13 protein-coding genes are annotated in these 16,753 nt (G+C 63.4%); 7 read left to right on the forward strand and 6 right to left on the reverse strand.

Annotated features, from left to right (window positions below):
* The first annotated feature begins 7 nt into the window (after window positions 1-7).
* Complete coding sequence (locus tag AC0MRV_RS12955; RefSeq protein ID WP_472764901.1) at window positions 8-529, forward strand: hypothetical protein; 522 nt, start codon at window positions 8-10, stop codon at window positions 527-529.
* 116 nt (window positions 530-645) lie between these two features.
* On the opposite strand, the gene glnD is transcribed toward AC0MRV_RS12955, so the two are convergent.
* Window positions 646-3,453 (reverse strand): [protein-PII] uridylyltransferase, encoded by a 2,808-nt coding sequence (gene glnD / locus AC0MRV_RS12960; RefSeq protein WP_472764902.1) that lies wholly within the window; start codon window positions 3,451-3,453, stop codon window positions 646-648.
* A 136-nt stretch (window positions 3,454-3,589) separates the two neighbouring features.
* Here glnD and AC0MRV_RS12965 point away from each other — a divergent pair, with 136 nt between their 5' ends.
* Window positions 3,590-6,328 (forward strand): valine--tRNA ligase, encoded by a 2,739-nt coding sequence (locus tag AC0MRV_RS12965; RefSeq protein WP_472764903.1) that lies wholly within the window; start codon window positions 3,590-3,592, stop codon window positions 6,326-6,328.
* 83 nt (window positions 6,329-6,411) lie between these two features.
* Window positions 6,412-7,131: a phosphoadenylyl-sulfate reductase gene (locus AC0MRV_RS12970; protein ID WP_472764904.1), complete on the forward strand. Its 720-nt coding sequence runs from the start codon at window positions 6,412-6,414 to the stop codon at window positions 7,129-7,131.
* Window positions 7,132-7,301: 170 nt separating this feature from the next.
* Here the strand turns inward: AC0MRV_RS12970 and AC0MRV_RS12975 are convergent, their stop codons facing one another.
* The gene (locus AC0MRV_RS12975; protein ID WP_472764905.1) at window positions 7,302-7,589 is read right to left on the reverse strand and encodes a hypothetical protein; all 288 of its coding nucleotides are present in this window, start codon (window positions 7,587-7,589) and stop codon (window positions 7,302-7,304) included.
* Window positions 7,586-8,146, reverse strand: coding sequence for a dihydrofolate reductase family protein (locus AC0MRV_RS12980; RefSeq protein WP_472764906.1), 561 nt, complete (start codon window positions 8,144-8,146; stop codon window positions 7,586-7,588). The genes AC0MRV_RS12975 and AC0MRV_RS12980 overlap by 4 nt, the downstream gene beginning before the upstream one ends.
* Before the next feature lie 61 nt (window positions 8,147-8,207).
* Between AC0MRV_RS12980 and gmd the strand changes: the two genes are divergently transcribed.
* From gmd to prfB, 4 genes are all read left to right on the forward strand, one after another.
* On the forward strand, window positions 8,208-9,227 hold the full coding sequence (gmd, locus tag AC0MRV_RS12985) for a GDP-mannose 4,6-dehydratase (protein WP_472764907.1): 1,020 nt from the start codon (window positions 8,208-8,210) through the stop codon (window positions 9,225-9,227).
* A 90-nt stretch (window positions 9,228-9,317) separates the two neighbouring features.
* Window positions 9,318-10,253, forward strand: coding sequence for a GDP-L-fucose synthase family protein (locus AC0MRV_RS12990; protein WP_472764908.1), 936 nt, complete (start codon window positions 9,318-9,320; stop codon window positions 10,251-10,253).
* A 139-nt stretch (window positions 10,254-10,392) separates the two neighbouring features.
* Window positions 10,393-11,877: a pyruvate carboxylase subunit B gene (locus tag AC0MRV_RS12995; RefSeq protein WP_472764909.1), complete on the forward strand. Its 1,485-nt coding sequence runs from the start codon at window positions 10,393-10,395 to the stop codon at window positions 11,875-11,877.
* 61 nt (window positions 11,878-11,938) lie between these two features.
* A protein-coding gene (prfB, locus tag AC0MRV_RS13000) for a peptide chain release factor 2 (protein WP_472764910.1) occupies window positions 11,939-13,085 on the forward strand; the annotation gives its coding sequence in 2 pieces (ribosomal slippage) (window positions 11,939-12,010 and window positions 12,012-13,085; 1,146 coding nt in all).
* A gap of 82 nt (window positions 13,086-13,167) precedes the next feature.
* Here prfB and AC0MRV_RS13005 read toward each other — a convergent pair.
* Genes AC0MRV_RS13005 through AC0MRV_RS13015 form a run of 3 tightly spaced genes read right to left on the reverse strand, consistent with a single transcriptional unit; the run spans window position 13,168 to window position 16,645 of the window.
* Window positions 13,168-14,046 (reverse strand): hypothetical protein, encoded by an 879-nt coding sequence (locus AC0MRV_RS13005; protein WP_472764911.1) that lies wholly within the window; start codon window positions 14,044-14,046, stop codon window positions 13,168-13,170.
* On the reverse strand, window positions 14,043-15,044 hold the full coding sequence (locus AC0MRV_RS13010; RefSeq protein WP_472764912.1) for a hypothetical protein: 1,002 nt from the start codon (window positions 15,042-15,044) through the stop codon (window positions 14,043-14,045). The genes AC0MRV_RS13005 and AC0MRV_RS13010 overlap by 4 nt, the downstream gene beginning before the upstream one ends.
* Window positions 15,044-16,645, reverse strand: a complete 1,602-nt coding sequence (locus tag AC0MRV_RS13015; protein ID WP_472764913.1) for a hypothetical protein — start codon at window positions 16,643-16,645, stop codon at window positions 15,044-15,046. Before AC0MRV_RS13015 ends, AC0MRV_RS13010 begins: the two co-directional genes overlap by 1 nt.
* Window positions 16,646-16,753 lie beyond the last annotated feature (108 nt).

Raw genomic sequence — 16,753 nt, forward strand, 5'->3', positions numbered from 1 at the left:
CGCCGCGGTGCTCAAGCTGGAAACGGAAACGGCCGACGCGCGCTCCGCGGCCCTGGCCGGTGCGCCGATCGAAGTGCGCAGCGCCTTGCAGCGCACCAGCAGCACGACGGTGACGCCGACGTTGGGCGGTCGGACCATTGAGGTGCCGGAGCGCCCGCCGGCGGCGGACGATCGTGAAGAGGATCGCCCGGATTGGCCGCCGCCCGAAGTCGAAGCGGCGATGAGTGCCGAAGCGGCGGACCGCGACGGGGGCAACCGCGCGGCGCCGACCTCGCGCCGGGCGCGCGAAGCGGCGGAGACGCTCGATGGTGGGCCTTTGCCCAGTCTCGACCAGATGGTGGCGATGGTGCCGCCGGAGTTGCGTGAACAGCTCGACGAGCTGTTTCGGGCCAAGTTCACCGCCGTGCGCCGCGTGCCGGCGGCGGTGTTCAAAGCGCATCAGGATGACAAGGCGAAGCCGGGCGAGGGGAGCGACACAGCAGGCGATCCCGAAGTCGATTTGCCGGACGACGACAGCGACGACGATTGAGTCAAAGGGAAGAACGCTGGAGCCGGCCTCGGTGAGGCCGGTGCCGGGGGGCACCCGCCTTCGCCAAGGCTATGACGCGGGGGCACCGACCCCGGCTACCATCACGGCATTGCCGCTCACACCGCCGTGGCGGTCGGCGCGTTGCTCGGCGAGACGATGGCGATGAGCGCTTCGCGCAAGGTGTGGAGGCGGTTGGGGTCGCTCACCGGTTCCTCGCTCACATCGACGATGTAGAAGGTGTCGATGGCGACGTGGCGCTCCGTGCCGACGCGGGCAAAGGTGATGTCGAAGCGATGTTCGCTGATCGTCTTGGCGACGCGGAAAAGCAGGCCGATTTGGTCGGGTGCCTGAATCTCCACGATGGTGCGTTCCATCGAAAGTTCGTGGTAAATGTCGACGCGCGGCGGGAAGGTGGCCTGCACGATCTCAGCGCGGCCGGAGTCGCGGGAGTAGCGTTTGGCGGAAGCCTGTTTCTGCGCTTGGTCGACGATGGCGGGCAGCAGGTCCTTGTTGTGCATGAGCGCTTTCTCGAGCGCGTCATTGAACAGTTTCTGGGCCTTGGTGCTCTCGACGACGCCGCCGCCGGGTTCGGTGACGAAGAAGGTGTCGATCGCGATATGGTCACTGCGGGAAACCACCTTGGAGGAGAGGATGGACAGACCCGCCACACTGAAGGCACCGGCGAGTTTGTAGAAAAGGCCGGCGCGGTCCCACGTCACCACATGGACGACGGTGAGGGAGCGGTTGAGGTCGTCGCGCCACTCGACCACGGGGCGCAGCGAGCCAATTGAGTCGGTGCTGGCGATGGTGTTGAGCAGGCGGTTCACCATGTCCAGGTGGAGGATGATGTCCGGCTGGGTGGTGTTGAGAAAGTAGCGGTCGGGCAGCAGGTTGAAGTGCGCGGAGATTTCCTCCTCGCGCACATTGGGCAACTGCTTGGCGATGAGTTCTTGGCGGATCATCGTGAGGCGGGCGGAATGGCGTTCGGGCAGGGCTTCGCCGTGAATGAAACGCTCCATGGTGGTGCGATAGAGCTGGGTGTGGAGCGTGTCCTTGTAGCTGTTCCACAATCCGGCCGCCGTGCCGCGCGCATCACAGTAAGTGTGCACGTAGAGATAACGGAGCAAATCCGACTCGGAAACCTGTTGGGCGAAAGCATCGGCGGTGGCGGGATCATCCACATCCCGCTTCTGCCAAAAGCGTGCCATGATCAGGTGGTTTCGGATAATAAATGCCACAATTTCGCGATTGGCTTTGCCGATGCCGAGCCGGCGCAGGAGCGGGTCGGCGATCTCGACCCCACTTTCGGCGTGGCCGCGGATACCCTTGGCCTTGCCGATATCATGCAGCAGCAGAATGAGATACAACAGCATCGGCTCGCTCGTTTCGTGCAGGGCCTTGCGGTATTTTTGGGAACGCTCGTCGTCCTCGGAAAGCACCGCGTCGAGTTCGCGGATCGTATTCAAAGTATGAATATCGGCCGTGTAGCGGTGATAATATTCGTGCTGCACCAGGCAGGTGAGTTTGTCGAATTCCGGGATGAACCGTCCAAGAATGCCCAACTCGTGCATCAAACTGAGCGTCGGGTAAACGGAGCCGGGTTCTTGCAGGATGGCCTTGAAACTGGTGTTGGCGTCCTCCGAGTGGATGACCGATTCGTCGATGAGGTGACCCTGCTCACGGATGAGCGACTGGAGATCGAAGTGGATCTTGGCGCTGTGGCGTTGGCTGTGCCGGAACACCCGGACGAGGCGGGCCGGGTTTTCGAGGAACACGTCCGGTGAGCCGGCGGAAAGTTCGGCGCCACGGAGATTAAAACCGTCGAGGCGGCGCACCTTCTCATAGCGGCGCGAACGAATGACCTCGCGGAAGGAGAACTTGGTGTCGGGGGGAGCCTCGAGGGTGAGGGCGAGCCGGTTCTCCACCAGTTTGGAGGTGCGGTAGATTTCCTGGGCGGCGCGGTAGTAGTCGCGCATGAAGAGCTCCACCCGACGCAGCATGTCGGGCGTGGTGTAACCCAGGCCGAGGGCGATGCGCGGCTGCGCCTCGAGGTCGAGCACATCGGTCGGGCGCTTGCTCTGGAAGTGCAGTTCGTTGCGCACCCGCAGCAGGAAGTCGTAGGCGCGCTGGAAGGCCTTGAGCTCGTTGGACCGGAGGTAGTTCTGGTTCACCACCTCCTCAATGTCGTCGATGTCGAGTTTCACCCGCGCCATCCAGATGGTGTTCTGGTAGTCGCGCAGGCCGCCGACGCCGTTTTTGATGTCGGGTTCCTGAAGGAAAACGGAACGGCCGTATTTCTCGCGGCGCGAGATCTGATCCTCGAGGCGGGCGGCGATGTAGGCGGTGGGGTGCTCCTGCGTGTAATATTTCCGGTAAGCGTCGGCGAAGGTTGTATAGAGGGTCTTTGATCCGGCGAGGCGCCGCGACTCGAGCAGGGCGGTCTTGGATTGGATCTCGGTGCGCGCCTCGTTGAACACTTCGTCGACGGTGCGGGTGGAGTGGCCGACCTTGAGGCCGCAATCCCAGAGCGGATAGAGGATCTCCTGGGTGAGGTGTTCCTGCAAAGGCGTGACGAGGGAGGTGCGCGCTTTGGACGGGAAGAGGAACATCAGGTCGATGTCGCTGTGCGGGCAGAGTTCGGCGCGGCCGTAACCGCCGAGCGCGACCAGGCTGGCCGGATAGGGGAGTTTGCCGTGCGCACTTTCCCAGGTTTCCAGCGCGACGGTGAAGAGTCGCACCAGCATGGCGTCGACCGTGGCGGCGAGGGCGGCGGTGGTTTCGCTGCCGGTGGCGCCGGCGTCGTGCCGCATTTTGATCATGCTGGTCTCGAGCTGGAGGTAGCTCTTACACGCTTGGGTGCGCTCGGTCACCGAGGTGGTGGCCGTGAAGCTGAGGCGTTCGGAAGAGGCGGAAGATCCAAGCATGGTGGCGAGAGCGGATCAACGTGGGCGGAAGCCGGGGTGGAGCAAAGCGCGAAATGTGCGGCGGGCGCCCGTGGCGTCTGAGCGCTTGCCAGCGCCGGAGGTGGCGGGTGAGCTCTTCGGTTCCGTTTATTCCGCTATGCCCGAGATCACCAAGAGCTACGAAGCCACCGACGTTGAAGCCAAATGGTATGCCGCCTGGCAGGAGGCCGGCTGCTTTGCCGGCAAACCCGCCGAGGGACAGGAGACGTATTCCATCGTCATCCCGCCGCCCAATGTGACCGGCATCCTGCACATGGGCCACGTGCTCAACAACACCCTGCAGGACGTGCTCATCCGCCGCGCCCGCCTCGAGGGCAAGGCCGCCTGCTGGATTCCCGGCACCGACCACGCGGGCATCGCCACGCAGACCATGGTCGAGAAGCACCTCAAGAAGACCGAGGGCAAGAGCCGCTACGATCTCGGCCGTGAGAAGTTCCTCGAACGTGTCTGGGACTGGCGCCACGAAAAGGGCGACAAGATCCTGCAGCAGCTCCGCGAGCTCGGCTGTTCCTGTGATTGGGACCGCACCCATTTCACCATGGACCCCGACTACAGTCGCGGCGTCCTCACGGCCTTCGTGAAGCTTTTCGAGGGCGGTCACATTTACCGTGGCAAGCGCATGGTCAACTGGTGTCCGGCTTCGCTCACCGCGCTGTCCGACGAGGAGGTCGAAATGCGGCCGACCAAGGGCCACATCTGGCGCATTCGCTACGAGCTGGTCGAGCCGGTCGGCGAACACACCCACCTTATCCTCGAGACCACCCGTCCCGAAACCATCGCGGCCGACGTCGCCGTCGCGGTGCACCCCAAAGACGAGCGGTTCAAAGACCTCGTGGGCAAAGCGGTCTGGCGACCCTTGGGTGACCGTGTCGCCATCCCGATCATCGCCGACGAAGCCGTCGAAATGGAATTCGGCGGCGGCGCGCTCAAGGTCACGCCGGCGCACGACAAGGTCGACTTCGAGATCGGTCAGCGTCACGGCCTGCCGGTCATCGATTGCCTCAATCCGGACGGGACCCTCAACGAGTTCGCCGGCAGCGAGCTGGCGGGCATGGAGCGCTTCGCCGGACGCAAGCGCGCGGCCGAGCTGCTCGAGGAGCGCGGCAACCTCATCGAGGCCAAGCCCTACGAAAACAACGTCGGGTTCTCGCAACGCGCCGGCGTGCCGATCGAACCGCGCCTCATGCAGCAATGGTGGCTGCGTTACCCGCGCGTGGAGGAGGCCAAGCAGGTCGTGCGCGAAGGCCTCGTGCAGATGCACCCGGCCCGCTGGTCCAAGGTCTACCTCAACTGGCTCGACAACATTCAGGACTGGTGCATCAGCCGCCAGCTCTGGTGGGGCCACCGCATCCCGGTCTGGTATGCCAAAGGCGTCGATCGTGAGAAGCTGACCGAGGCCGACCTGCGCGATCCGACCAAGATTCACGTTTCGCTCGACGGTCCGGCCGATCCGGAAAACTGGGAACAGGAGGGCGACGTGCTCGACACCTGGGCTTCGTCCTGGCTCTGGCCCATCGGCACGCTCGGCTGGCCCGATGCCGAGAAGCAACAGCAGAGCGCCTTCGAACAGTTCTACCCGACGACCACCTTGGCGACGGGCGCGGACATCATTTTCTTCTGGGTTGCCCGCATGATCATGGCCGGCCTCGAATTCGCCCGCCCGGGCGCGCCGATCGAGGACCGTATTCCGTTCAAGCACGTCTACTTCAATGGCATCGTGCGCGACAAGCAGGGCCGTAAAATGTCGAAGACGCTCGGCAACTCGCCCGATCCGCTCGATCTCATCAAGTCCTACGGCGCCGACGGCACGCGCTTCGGCCTGCTGCAAATCGCGCCGCTCGGTCAGGACGTGAAGTTCGACGAGACGCGCATCGAGGGCGGCAAGAACTTCTGCAACAAGCTCTGGAACGCCTGCCGTTTCCGCACCATGAGCGGCGAGATGAGCGACAACCGCTCGCTCGATGCCATCCTCGCACGCCTCGATCCGGCGCAGATGGATGAGGACGACCACGCCATCCTCGGCGCCCTGCTCGACACCATGCGCACGCTGGAGAAGAGCTTCGCCGAGTTCGAATTCGCGACCGCCACGCAGAAGCTGTATTCCTTCTTCTGGGCCGACTTCTGCGACTGGTATGTCGAGGTCGCCAAGACCCGCGTGCAGGATCCGGCCGCCAAGGGCCATGCGCTCGCGGTGCAGGATCTGGTCATTCGCCAGTTCCTGCTGCTCTTCGAACCCTTCGCGCCGTTCATCTCCGAAGAGCTCTGGCACCAACTCGGCTATGGGGCCGAGGGCAGCTTCGTGCAGGACAACCGCCTGGAAACCGCCGAGCAGCTCGCCGCTGCGCTGGCCGGGAAGGGCGCGGCGATCGATGCCGGCGCTGCGGTGCGCGTCGATCAGCTCAAGCAGTTCACCACGCAGGCGCGCCAGCTGAAGGCCGATCAAGCCGTCGCCCAAAAGCGCGATGTCTTGTTCCACTTGCTCGCCGATGCCGCGGGCTGGACCGCGATCGAGCCGCACCTCGCCAAGCTCGCCCGCTTGGTCGGCGCCGATTCGATCGCCCGCACGGCCGAGGAGCCGACGCTGCCCGCGGTCGTTTCGCCCTTTGGCACGCTCTACCTCGACACCGGCATTCAAGTGGATCCGGACGCCGAACGCGCGCGCCTGACCAAGGAGCTCGATCAAGTGCAGAAGCACATCAAGGGCACCGAGGCGCGGCTCGCCAACGAAGCCTTTGTGGCCAAGGCCCCGCCGGCCGTGATTGACGGTGCGCGCAAGCAACTGGCCGACCTCCAAGCCAAAGCCGTCGAGGTCGAACGCCTGCTTAACGCGTTGTAATTCAATCAACTAGGGTAAATAAGGTAACAAACTCATAAAGTAGGCTTTACTCTGCGCCGATTCGGAGCAGGGTATCGCCGACCATGAGTTCCCTTGCCGCCCGCCAGACCGATGCCGAGTCGTCCCTTGAGACGGCCGATGCGCCGTCGCGGGTGCAATGGGCGGCGGACACCTTCGGCGACGGGCTGATCCTCACGACCAGCTTTGGGGTGCAGTCGGCGGTGATGTTGCACCTCGTCACCCAGGTCGTGCCCGACATTCCGGTGGTGTTTATCGATACCGGTTACCTGTTCCCCGAGACCTATCGCTTTGCCGACGAGCTGCAGCAGCGCCTCAAGCTGAACCTGCAGGTCTACAACCCAAAGATGACGGCGGCGCGGCAGGAGGCCTTGTTTGGCAAACGCTGGGAGCTGGGCGCCGAAGAGCTGAAGCACTACAACCTGGTCAACAAGGTCGAGCCAATGGACCGCGCCGTGCGCGAACTTGGGGCCACGGCGTGGTTGGCGGGTCTGCGTCGCGTGCAGGCCAGCACCCGTGAGGCCTTGCCGGTGGTGCAGCAGCAGAACAAGGTCACCAAGATTCACCCGATCATCGATTGGGACAACCGCACGGTGCACCGTTACCTGACGGAGCACGGCCTGCCTTACCACCCGCTGTGGGAGCAGGGCTATGTGTCGATTGGCGACTGGCACAGCACGACGCCACTCACCGCGGGTATGAGCGAAGAGGATACCCGCTTTGGCGGCGTGAAGCGCGAGTGCGGCCTGCACGAAATCAGCGGGCAACCCGACTTCCAGATCTGAGCTCCGAGCCTGCGTGGCTGGTGCTCCAAGCCGTGAAGGGCTGGATTGGTTTTTTAACCGCAGATTTCACAGATGAGCACAGATGGCTGACGCACTGAGGTCATGGGTTTCCGGGAGGTGAGTTCTTCGGAGCGGATCTGTGATTTTCTGTGAAATCTGTGGTCAGAACTTCAGGCTGACGGTGCGGCGGTTTCCTCTTCCGGCAGGTCGCCGGCCTTTTTGGCTTCGTAGACCTTTTTCACCGTGAGCACCAAGGCGGTGCCGGGGGCCCAGATGCCGAAGAAGAAGGTGCCGATTTTGATGCCATTCATCGCGAGCTGTCCCGGCGTGTAGCCGGTATCAAAAAGCAGACCGGCGAGCGGAAAGGTGATCGCGCCCAGAACCGTGCCGGTGAGCGTGATGCCCACGGTCCACTTGATGAAATACAGCGGCCAGCGCGGAATCTTGATTTGTTTCATCGGGAAACCGCGTAGCGCAACACGACCGAGTTGCTGTCGTCGAGCCGCGTGTGTTCGAGCAGGGTGAGGTGGTGGTCCTGCGTGGCGCGCACCACCGGTGTGCCGGCGCCAAAGAGCCGCGGCTCGATCGTGACCCACAGCTCGTCCACCAGAGCGGCCGCGAGGAAGGCGTCGTGCACGTGACCGCCGCCGAGCAGGGCGCATTGGCGGCGGCCGTCGGCGCGAAGGCGGGTGGTGATGGTGGCCGCATCATCGTCCGTAAAATCCAGCGCGCCGGGAACCGCGTCCTCCGCCCAGTCGTGCGGCGCACGCGTCATGATGATCCGGCGCACCTTTGGCGAGCGTTTGGCCAGAATGGCGTCGCGCACGGTGGCGTAGGTGGCGCGGCCCATGACTTGGCAATCGAACTGCGCCAGGCAGGAGCGGAACCATCTTTGGTCGGCGTCCGACGCCCAGCCCGCGCCGGGTTCATCATGGCGGGTGATGAAGCCGTCGAGCGATTGGGCGACGATGAGCACGGTGCGCATGGCGGCACGATGCATGGGCGGGCGGCGCATGCAAGTGGAGGCGCTTTGCGAGCTTGCGAGCGAGCTGGGTGGGGATTGAGCTCGGACGCTCATGAAGAAAGCGCTCATCACCGGCATCACCGGGCAGGACGGTTCCTACCTTGCCGAGCTCCTGCTCGCCAAGGGTTACGAAGTGCACGGCGTCATCCGCCGGGCCTCGACTTTTAACACCAGTCGGATCGACCACCTTTACCGCGACCCGCACGTGAACGGGGTGAAGCTGTTCCTGCACTACGGCGACTTGGCCGACAGCGTGCAGATGGTGAAGCTGCTCTATGATCTGCAGCCCGACGAAGTCTATAACCTCGGTGCCCAGTCCCACGTGCGCGTCTCCTTCGACGTGCCGGAATACACCGGTGACGTCGTCGGTCTCGGCGCCCAACGCCTCCTCGAGGCGATCCACGAAGCCGGCCTGGTGAAGAAGGTGCGTTATTACCAAGCCTCCTCTTCCGAGATGTTTGGCAAGGTGCAGGCCGTGCCGCAGGTGGAGACCACGCCCTTCTGGCCGCGTTCGCCCTATGCCTGCGCCAAACTTTACGCGCACTGGCTGACGGTGAACTACCGCGAGTCCTACAACCTGCACGCGTCCTCCGGCATCCTCTTCAACCACGAGTCGCCGCGCCGCGGTGAGACCTTTGTGACCCGCAAGATCACCCGGGCCGCCACCCGGATCAAACTCGGGCTGCAGGACGCCCTTTACATGGGCAATCTCGACGCCAAGCGCGACTGGGGTTACGCCAAGGAATACGTCGAGATGATGTGGATGATGCTCCAGCAGGACACGCCCGACGATTACGTGGTCGCGACGAACGAGACCCACTCGGTGAAGGAGTTCATCCAGGAAACCTTCGCGCTGCTCGATCTCGATTGGGAGAAGTATGTCAAATACGACCAACGCTACGACCGCCCGGCCGAGGTTGACCTCCTCATCGGCAATCCGGAGAAGGCCAAGAAGCAGCTCGGTTGGGAACCGAAAGTGAAGTTCAAGGAGCTCGTCAAAATCATGACCGAAGCCGACCTCGAACTCGCCAAACGCGAAGCCCAGATCGCCAGCCTTCCGGCGGTATCGTGAAAAATTTTGGAACGCTAATCTTCGCTAATCAGCGCTCATTAGCGTTCCCGTTGCTTCCGTATATTCCGTGTGGTCCGTGGGCCTAGATTCATGAAACTCTTCATCGCAGGTCATCGTGGAATGGTGGGCGGCGCGCTGGTGCGGCGCTTTGCATCCGAGGCGGGTGTCGAGCTGGTGACCCGCACGCGCGCGGAGCTCGACCTGACCAACCAGGCGGCGGTCGAGGCGTTCTTCGCCGCCGAGAAACCCGACGTCGCCATCATTGCCGCGGCCAAGGTTGGTGGTATCCACGCCAACAATACCTACCCGGCGGAGTTCGCGTTCGACAACCTCGCGCTCGCCACCAACTGCATTCACGCATCCTACCGCAGCGGGGTGGGGCGGCTGCTCTTTCTCGGCAGCTCCTGCATTTATCCGCAGCTGGCGCCGCAGCCGATGCCGGAGGATTGCCTGCTGACCGGTCCGCTGGAACCGACCAACGAGGCCTACGCCATCGCCAAGATCGCTGGCCTCAAGCTGGCCGAGTATTACCGCCGCCAATACGGGGTGTGTTTCCACTCGGCCATGCCGACCAACCTCTACGGTCCGGGCGACAATTACCACGCGCAGAACTCGCACGTCCTGCCCGCGCTTATCCGTCGTTTCCACGAAGCGAAACTCAGCGGTCAACCCGAAGTCGTGGCCTGGGGCACGGGGTCGCCGAAGCGCGAATTCCTGCACGTCGATGATATGGCCGACGCCTGTGCGTTCCTGCTCCAGATGGAGAATCCGCCGGACCTGATCAATGTCGGCACCGGCACGGATGTTTCGATCAAAGAGCTCACCGAGATCGTGGCGGAGGTGGTGGGGTATGTCGGGACGATCACCTGGGACTCCAGCAAACCCGACGGCACGCCGCGGAAGCTGATGGATGTCTCCAAGCTGAGCGCCCTCGGCTGGCGCGCCCGCATCGCGCTCCGCGAAGGCATCGAGCGCACCTACGCCTCGTTCCAAGCTGAGCAATCCGCCGGGATCCTGAGGCTGTAAGAGCAGGGGACGCCGCCGCTCACCAACGACGGCAAGGGATGTTTCCCTTTTTGCCCCGGCGCTCATATAAGGACAAGATGCGCGCAGCCGGATAACGGTCGCTCGGCTACGCTGTGCCGCAAAAAACCCTCCCTCACCCATGTCCAAGCCCGTCGCCTTCACCAACACCGTCCTCCGGGACGGCCACCAGTCGCTCGCCGCCACGCGCATGTCGACTGCGCAGATGCTGCCCGCCGCCCCTATTCTCGACGAACTCGGCTTCTACGGCCTGGAGACCTGGGGCGGGGCAACCATCGATTCCTGCCTGCGCTTTCTCAACGAGAACCCCTTTGACCGACTGCGGGCGCTGAAAAAAGCCGCGCCGAAGACCCCGCAACTCATGCTGCTGCGCGGGCAGAACATTGTCCAATACACCAGTTTTCCGGACGACGTGGTCGAGGCTTTCGTGCGCGCCAATGCGGCGGCGGGGCAGGACATCTTCCGTATCTTCGATGCCCTCAATGATACCCGCAACATGCGCACCGCCATCAAGACGGTGGTCGACTGCGGCAAACATGCGCGCGGCGAGATTTGCTACACCATCAGTCCGGTCCACACCGCCGAGGCCTTCGTCAAGATGGGCATCGAGCTCAAGGACATGGGGTGCCACTCGATCGCCATCAAGGACATGGCCGGCATCATCAAGCCGAAGGTGGCCTACGACTTGGTGAAGGAGCTGAAACAAAAAGTGGGCCTGCCCATCGCGCTGCACACGCACGAAACCGCCGGTTTGGGCGCCGCATCCTACCTCGCCGCTGTTGAGGCCGGCGTGGATACGATCGAAACCTCGATCAGTCCCTTTGCCAACGGCACCGCCCAACCCGACACCGTGCGCATGCTGGCCTTGCTGGAGGGGCATCCGCGTTGCCCGAGCTATGACCTGAAGAAGCTGCGCGAACTGGGTGAATATTTCAAAGGCGTCTACGCCGAGCTCTCGAAGTTCACCAGTCCCGCCAACGAGCGCGTCGATGCCGATACGCTGGCCTATCAGGTGCCGGGCGGCATGCTGTCCAACTTCCGTAATCAGCTCAAAGAGCAGGGTATGGCCGACCAGTTCGAAAAGGTCGTCGCCGAGATTCCGGTGGTGCGCGCCGCCTTGGGTTACATCCCTCTGGTCACGCCGACCTCCCAGATCGTGGGCAGCCAGTCCATGCTCAATGTGAAGTTTGGCCGCTGGAAAAACATCTCCCAACCGGCGATCGACATTGCCCTTGGCAAATATGGCAAGACGCCCGGACCGATCGACCCCGACCTGCTCGAGATGATCAAAAAACGCTCGGGTAAGGAGCCCATGACGGGCCGCCCGGCCGATGTGCTTGAGCCGCGCATGCCGCAACTGCGAGCCGAGTTGGAGGCCAAGGGTTTGCCGACCGACGACGAAGCCTGCGTGTTGCACGCCATGTTCCCGCTGGAGTTCGCCGCGCTGCACAAGGACAAGGCACCCGCCCCCGCGCCGGCACCCGCGCCAGCTCCGAGTCCCGCACCCGCTCGTGCTTCGGCCGCGGTCTCGACTGGCAGCGTGACCCGCCTGCGCCTGACCGTCGAAGGCCAGCCGCACGAGGTAACGGTTGAAGAAGTAGGCTGATTTTCACCCTTGCGCCGACGCGCGCTCTTTGCGGCGATGGTCGTTCACTCTGTTGCCGACCATGATCGCACCTGAAACTTACGACCACATAGAGCTCATCAAAAAACGTGCCGGGCAGTTATGGAGGTTTCTTTGACGGGGAACAAAAACTCCGCGAAATAGAAGCCCTCGACGCCCAAATGGGCGCGCCCGATTTTTGGGATAACAACGACAAGGCCCAGCGCCACATCGCCAAGGTCAACGGCCTGAAGAAGGCCGTCCTCCCGGTGGTCGATTTTCGCAAGAAGATCGAAGACATCGATGTGATGCTCGAACTCATCGAAGCCGGTTCCGCCGAGGAGAAGGCCGAGTATGAGGGCGAGTTGGAATCGACCGTGACCGCGATGCTCGAACAGATCGACGAGATCGAGATCGGTGCCTTCCTCACCGGTCGTTTCGACGCCAACAACGCCATTTTTTCCATTCAGGCCGGCGCCGGTGGCACCGAGTCCAACGACTGGGCGGACATGCTTTTCCGCATGTATTCCCGTTGGGCCGAACGCCGCGGTTTCAAGGTTGAGGTGCAGGACGTCCAGGAAGGCGAACAGGCGGGCATTTCCAAGGCCACCATCCTCATCAAGGGCGAGAACGCCTACGGCTACGCCAAGGCCGAGCGCGGCGTGCATCGCCTCGTGCGCATCAGTCCCTTCGACTCGAACCAACGCCGTCACACCTCGTTTTGTGCGGTCGACGTCGTGGCTGAGATCAACGATGACGTGAAGGTCGATATCCCGGATGACGACATTCGCGTCGATGTCTATCGCTCCTCCGGCAAAGGTGGTCAGGGCGTCAACACGACCGACTCCGCCGTGCGCATCACCCACTTGCCGACCGGCCTCGTGGTGACCTGTCAGAACGAACGTTCGCAGATCAAGAACAAGGCCAGCGCGATGAGCGTGCTGAAAGCCCGCCTCTACGAACGTCGCCTCGATGAGCAGCGCTCGGAGATGGAGAAGTTCTACGGCGAAAAAGGCGAAATCGGGTGGGGCGCGCAGATTCGATCCTACGTGCTGCAACCCTACCAGATGGTGAAGGACCTGCGCACCGGCGTCTCCACGGCCGACACCCAGGGCGTGCTCGACGGCGAGCTTGATGCCTTCATCAGCGGCTGGCTCCGCGCCGGCTGCCCCCGCCACCGCAACAAGGACATCAACGTCGACGACGAGTAAGGCCGATGCCGCGCGAGCGGCGCCGGCTCATCCCGAAACCTTTGCGGTAGGGCCTCACCTCGCGTGCGGCCGCCTCAGCAGGTCATTCGGCGACGCGAGGCTCGTGGCGGTATCCCACGCCGATGTGCGGGTAGTAGTAGTTGTCGCCGGAAGCGACCAGGTTCGCTTCATTGTCGTAGACGCGGTAGGAGCCACGGTGCAGGCGACGATTTCTCCGGTCGTCATATTCCCCGGGGCCGCGGAGGAAGAGAACACAACCTCCAGGAGGGACCGTTAGGCGCTGGCGACTGCCGCGCCCGACTGTTTCCGGTCGGGTATGGGCGCCGGCCACGTGTGGCTGGTCTGGTTCATCGGGGAACGAAAGGTAGAAGACCACGGCGTGGCCTTCCGGCAGCTTCTCCACCAAGTCGCCGTTCCGATTCCAGAGATAGGAACCGTAGCCGCCTTCCTCGTTGGTCCCGTTGTAGGTCACCCAAAAGATGCCGCGACCGCGTTCGACGCGGTGATACTCCGGCGCGATGATTTCACCACTAGCCTCGTCGATCAGGCCGTAACCCTGATGGTCATAAATCATTCCGGTCACCGGTTTCATGATCACCACCTTGCGGTGGGCACTGAGGGGCGTGACCTCATAGCCCAGTCGTTGCAGGTAATCGATTCGAGCTTCCCGCTCGGCCTTGGCTTGCTCTGGATTGGCATACCAGCCGACCGCCTCGAAATGGAGCGTGTCAGGCGATTCAACCTTGAGGGCGATGAGTTGGCGCAGCGATGCCGTGAGCCGGTCAACCGGACTGAGGCCCTCGAAGAGAGTTGCCCCACGGGCGAAGTCCGCGGCTTGCACCGCGGACAGATAGACCGCTTTGGGCTGTTCCGAACGGGCCAGAGCGAAGCCATGGTATTCCTCGGCGTGCAGCGCCGCGCTCAGTTGGAGACCCAGGAGGAGGAAACGCAGCGGTTTCATGGCTGTTGCCCCTGCTTTGCGTAGGCGTCCATCCGGGCGACGAGGTCGCGGACAATGTTTTCCGAGATGTGCTCCAGTTCGAAGGGCACGATCTTGTTCAACCACGAGGCCTCCCACACCGCGCTGTCGTGCACGTTGGCCAGCTCGAGTTCGCGGAAGAAAGCATCGACCGCCTCGTTGTCGTAGCTGTCCGTGACCGGAGTAAGCCGTTCGACCGGGAAAGTGAACGCGCGCCGGTCGGTCCATTGCGCCACCGGATCGGTGACCAGGCCCATCTCCCGCTCCACGTCGTTCAGGATGCTGGGAGCCGGCGTCACGACGTTGAACGTCACTTCGAGGTGCTGACCGCCCGACTCGATCACGACCGGCAACGGGATCGCCTCGCGAATCTCGTCGCGGCTGAGCCGGTCTCTGCTGAAGTCCTGCCAATATACGTCTTCAATGACGACGGGACCGTATTCGGCCTTCAGATACGGGTAGCCGAAGAACACGAACTGGGCGCGGCAGGTGAGTTGACCGGAGATGTGGAGGCCGTCCTGGGTAAGGCTGAAATCGATGGTATGGCGAAAGGTCGGCGGCGCTTCGCCGGCCGCGGGTGGCACGTTGCTGGCGAGGCCGGCGTAGCGTTCCTCCACCGCGTAGCGCAGACGTTCGCGCAGGAAGCCGAGACGTTGCGCGCGTTGCTTTTCAGCGGCGGCACGCGAGTCGAACCAACCGACGATCTCCGACTGGGTCCATCGTTTGTCGGCGAGTTGATCGCCCCAGGCCTGTTGGAGGCGGCGGTGACGCTCGCCCGCGGCGTAGGGATCGTCGCCCGCTTTGACCGGTAGGGCGAAGACCTCGGACAACACGGCACGCTGCCGGGCATCCGACCATGCGACGGCGAAACCGTAGCTGAAGGCAAACTCCTCGCCGGCCTTGATCGGGTCGGCCGCAGCGGCTGGCCGCAGGCCGGTCGCAAGGACGAGAAGGGTGAGAACGATCGAAAGGAAGCGCATCAGAATCTCCAGTAGCCTTCGCTTTGTTGCAGCACGTTGCCGTGGCCGTCGATGACGAGCACGTGAATGGGGTCGTCAACCTTCGCGTCGCCACGTGGGGCCAGACGGACGAGGAGCCCCTTGTCGGGCACGTAGAGGTAGCGCCGGTCGCGGCGCGCCGGGTCGCCGAACACGAAGTGGTTGTCGGTGTCGCGGCCGGTCACGAGGCTGACCGGGCCGGTGAAGGTGGCCAACTCCTCACCGCGCAGGTTCCAGAGCTTGAAGGGGCCGAGGGGCTCGCCGCGGCCCAGCACGATCGGTGGCTGCACGCCGAAAATCGCGGCTTGGTCGACGAGCACGTTTTCTCCGGAGTCGCGGTCGCGCAGGCTCTGGCGACCGACTTCGCCGACAATCACAAAATCGCCCCAAAAGGACTGCATCGCGGGCGGATACTGCTCCTGTGCCGTTTGCTGGGTTTCTCGCAGCCACGAGGTCAGGGCCGACGCTTGCAGCGAGGCATTCTGCTCCAGACTGGCGCTGAAGTTTTTCACGTCCTCTTGCAGGCGGGCGAAGCGCTGTGGTTGGGCGAGTCCTGGGTGGGGGCGGTTGGCCAGGCTCTGCACGCGCGCTTCCAGTAGCGAAAGGACGCGCGGATGGCCGAGGAAGAGCAGGTCTTCGGCTTCGGCGAGAATGGCGGTTTCGAGGCGGGTGGTGTCACCGATATAGGCCGGACCCTCGGGCGCGGGGGGACAATACCACGACAGTTTGATCCACGTGCGGCTGTCGATCGGGTGGTGGTCCGCCACGAAGGCCTGCAAGGCTTCCAGCGGGATCTCCTCATCCTTCGCCTGTTGGGCATCGAGTTCCAGGCTGCGGCGAATGTTGCCGACGCCGACTTGCAGCGGCTTGATGAGCGCGAGGCTGCGGGTGTTTTTTGCGTCGTCCCAAGCCTCCCGCGCGGCCTCACATTGCGCCGCGAAGGCCTGAAGGTCGGCGATGGCCGCTGCGAGTTTGGGCGTTTTGTAGGGCTCCAGAAACTCGATGAAGGCGAGGCTGTTCGCGGAAGCGTCCGCCCAGCGGTCATCCTGCAAGACGAAGCCCGTCCACGATCCGGCGCGGATGAGGTCGTTTTGCAGCTCGGCCAGGTTTTCCTCGGCTTGGGCCAGGATGCGGTCGCCGTAAACGATGTCGCGCTCTTCCAGCGGCATGGGCACGCCGCGGCGTTCGAGTTGATCCCGGACCTGCCATCCCAGTTTGGTTTCAGAGTGGATGAGCCACCAGGTCGCCAGCGGCGGGAGCAGGATGAATCCGGCCGCGATCACCAGGACAACGCGGCGCTTTTTAGATTTTGCGGTCGGCTTCGGACCGGGAGCGTCGTCGCTTGGGGGCGGCGGGGTGGCAGGACGAGTGGGGCTGTCGCCGAGCAAGGTGCGCCAGAGCACGTCGTAGGCAGACTCGAGTCGGGACAGTGCGGTGGCGACGTCCTGTTTGGCTCCGGAGGTGGCGGCGGCCTCTTGGAGCTTGGTGAGCCGCTGCTTTTCGCGGTTAAACCTATCGTTGAGTTCCTCCTGGGCGAAGTCGTCGGCCAAGCCGAGCAGCTGTTTCGCGGTGGTTTGATCCATGAGGAGGCGGTGTCGGAATAGGAGGAAATCGGGTGATGCGACCGCTTCGCGCGGCGGCGGCGAAGGGCGGGGACGCGGTCTCTTTCGGAAAGGCATCACCACCTTGCT

Origin of the sequence: Actomonas spartinae (assembly GCF_051209155.1) — a bacterium.
GTDB lineage: Bacteria > Verrucomicrobiota > Verrucomicrobiia > Opitutales > Opitutaceae > Actomonas.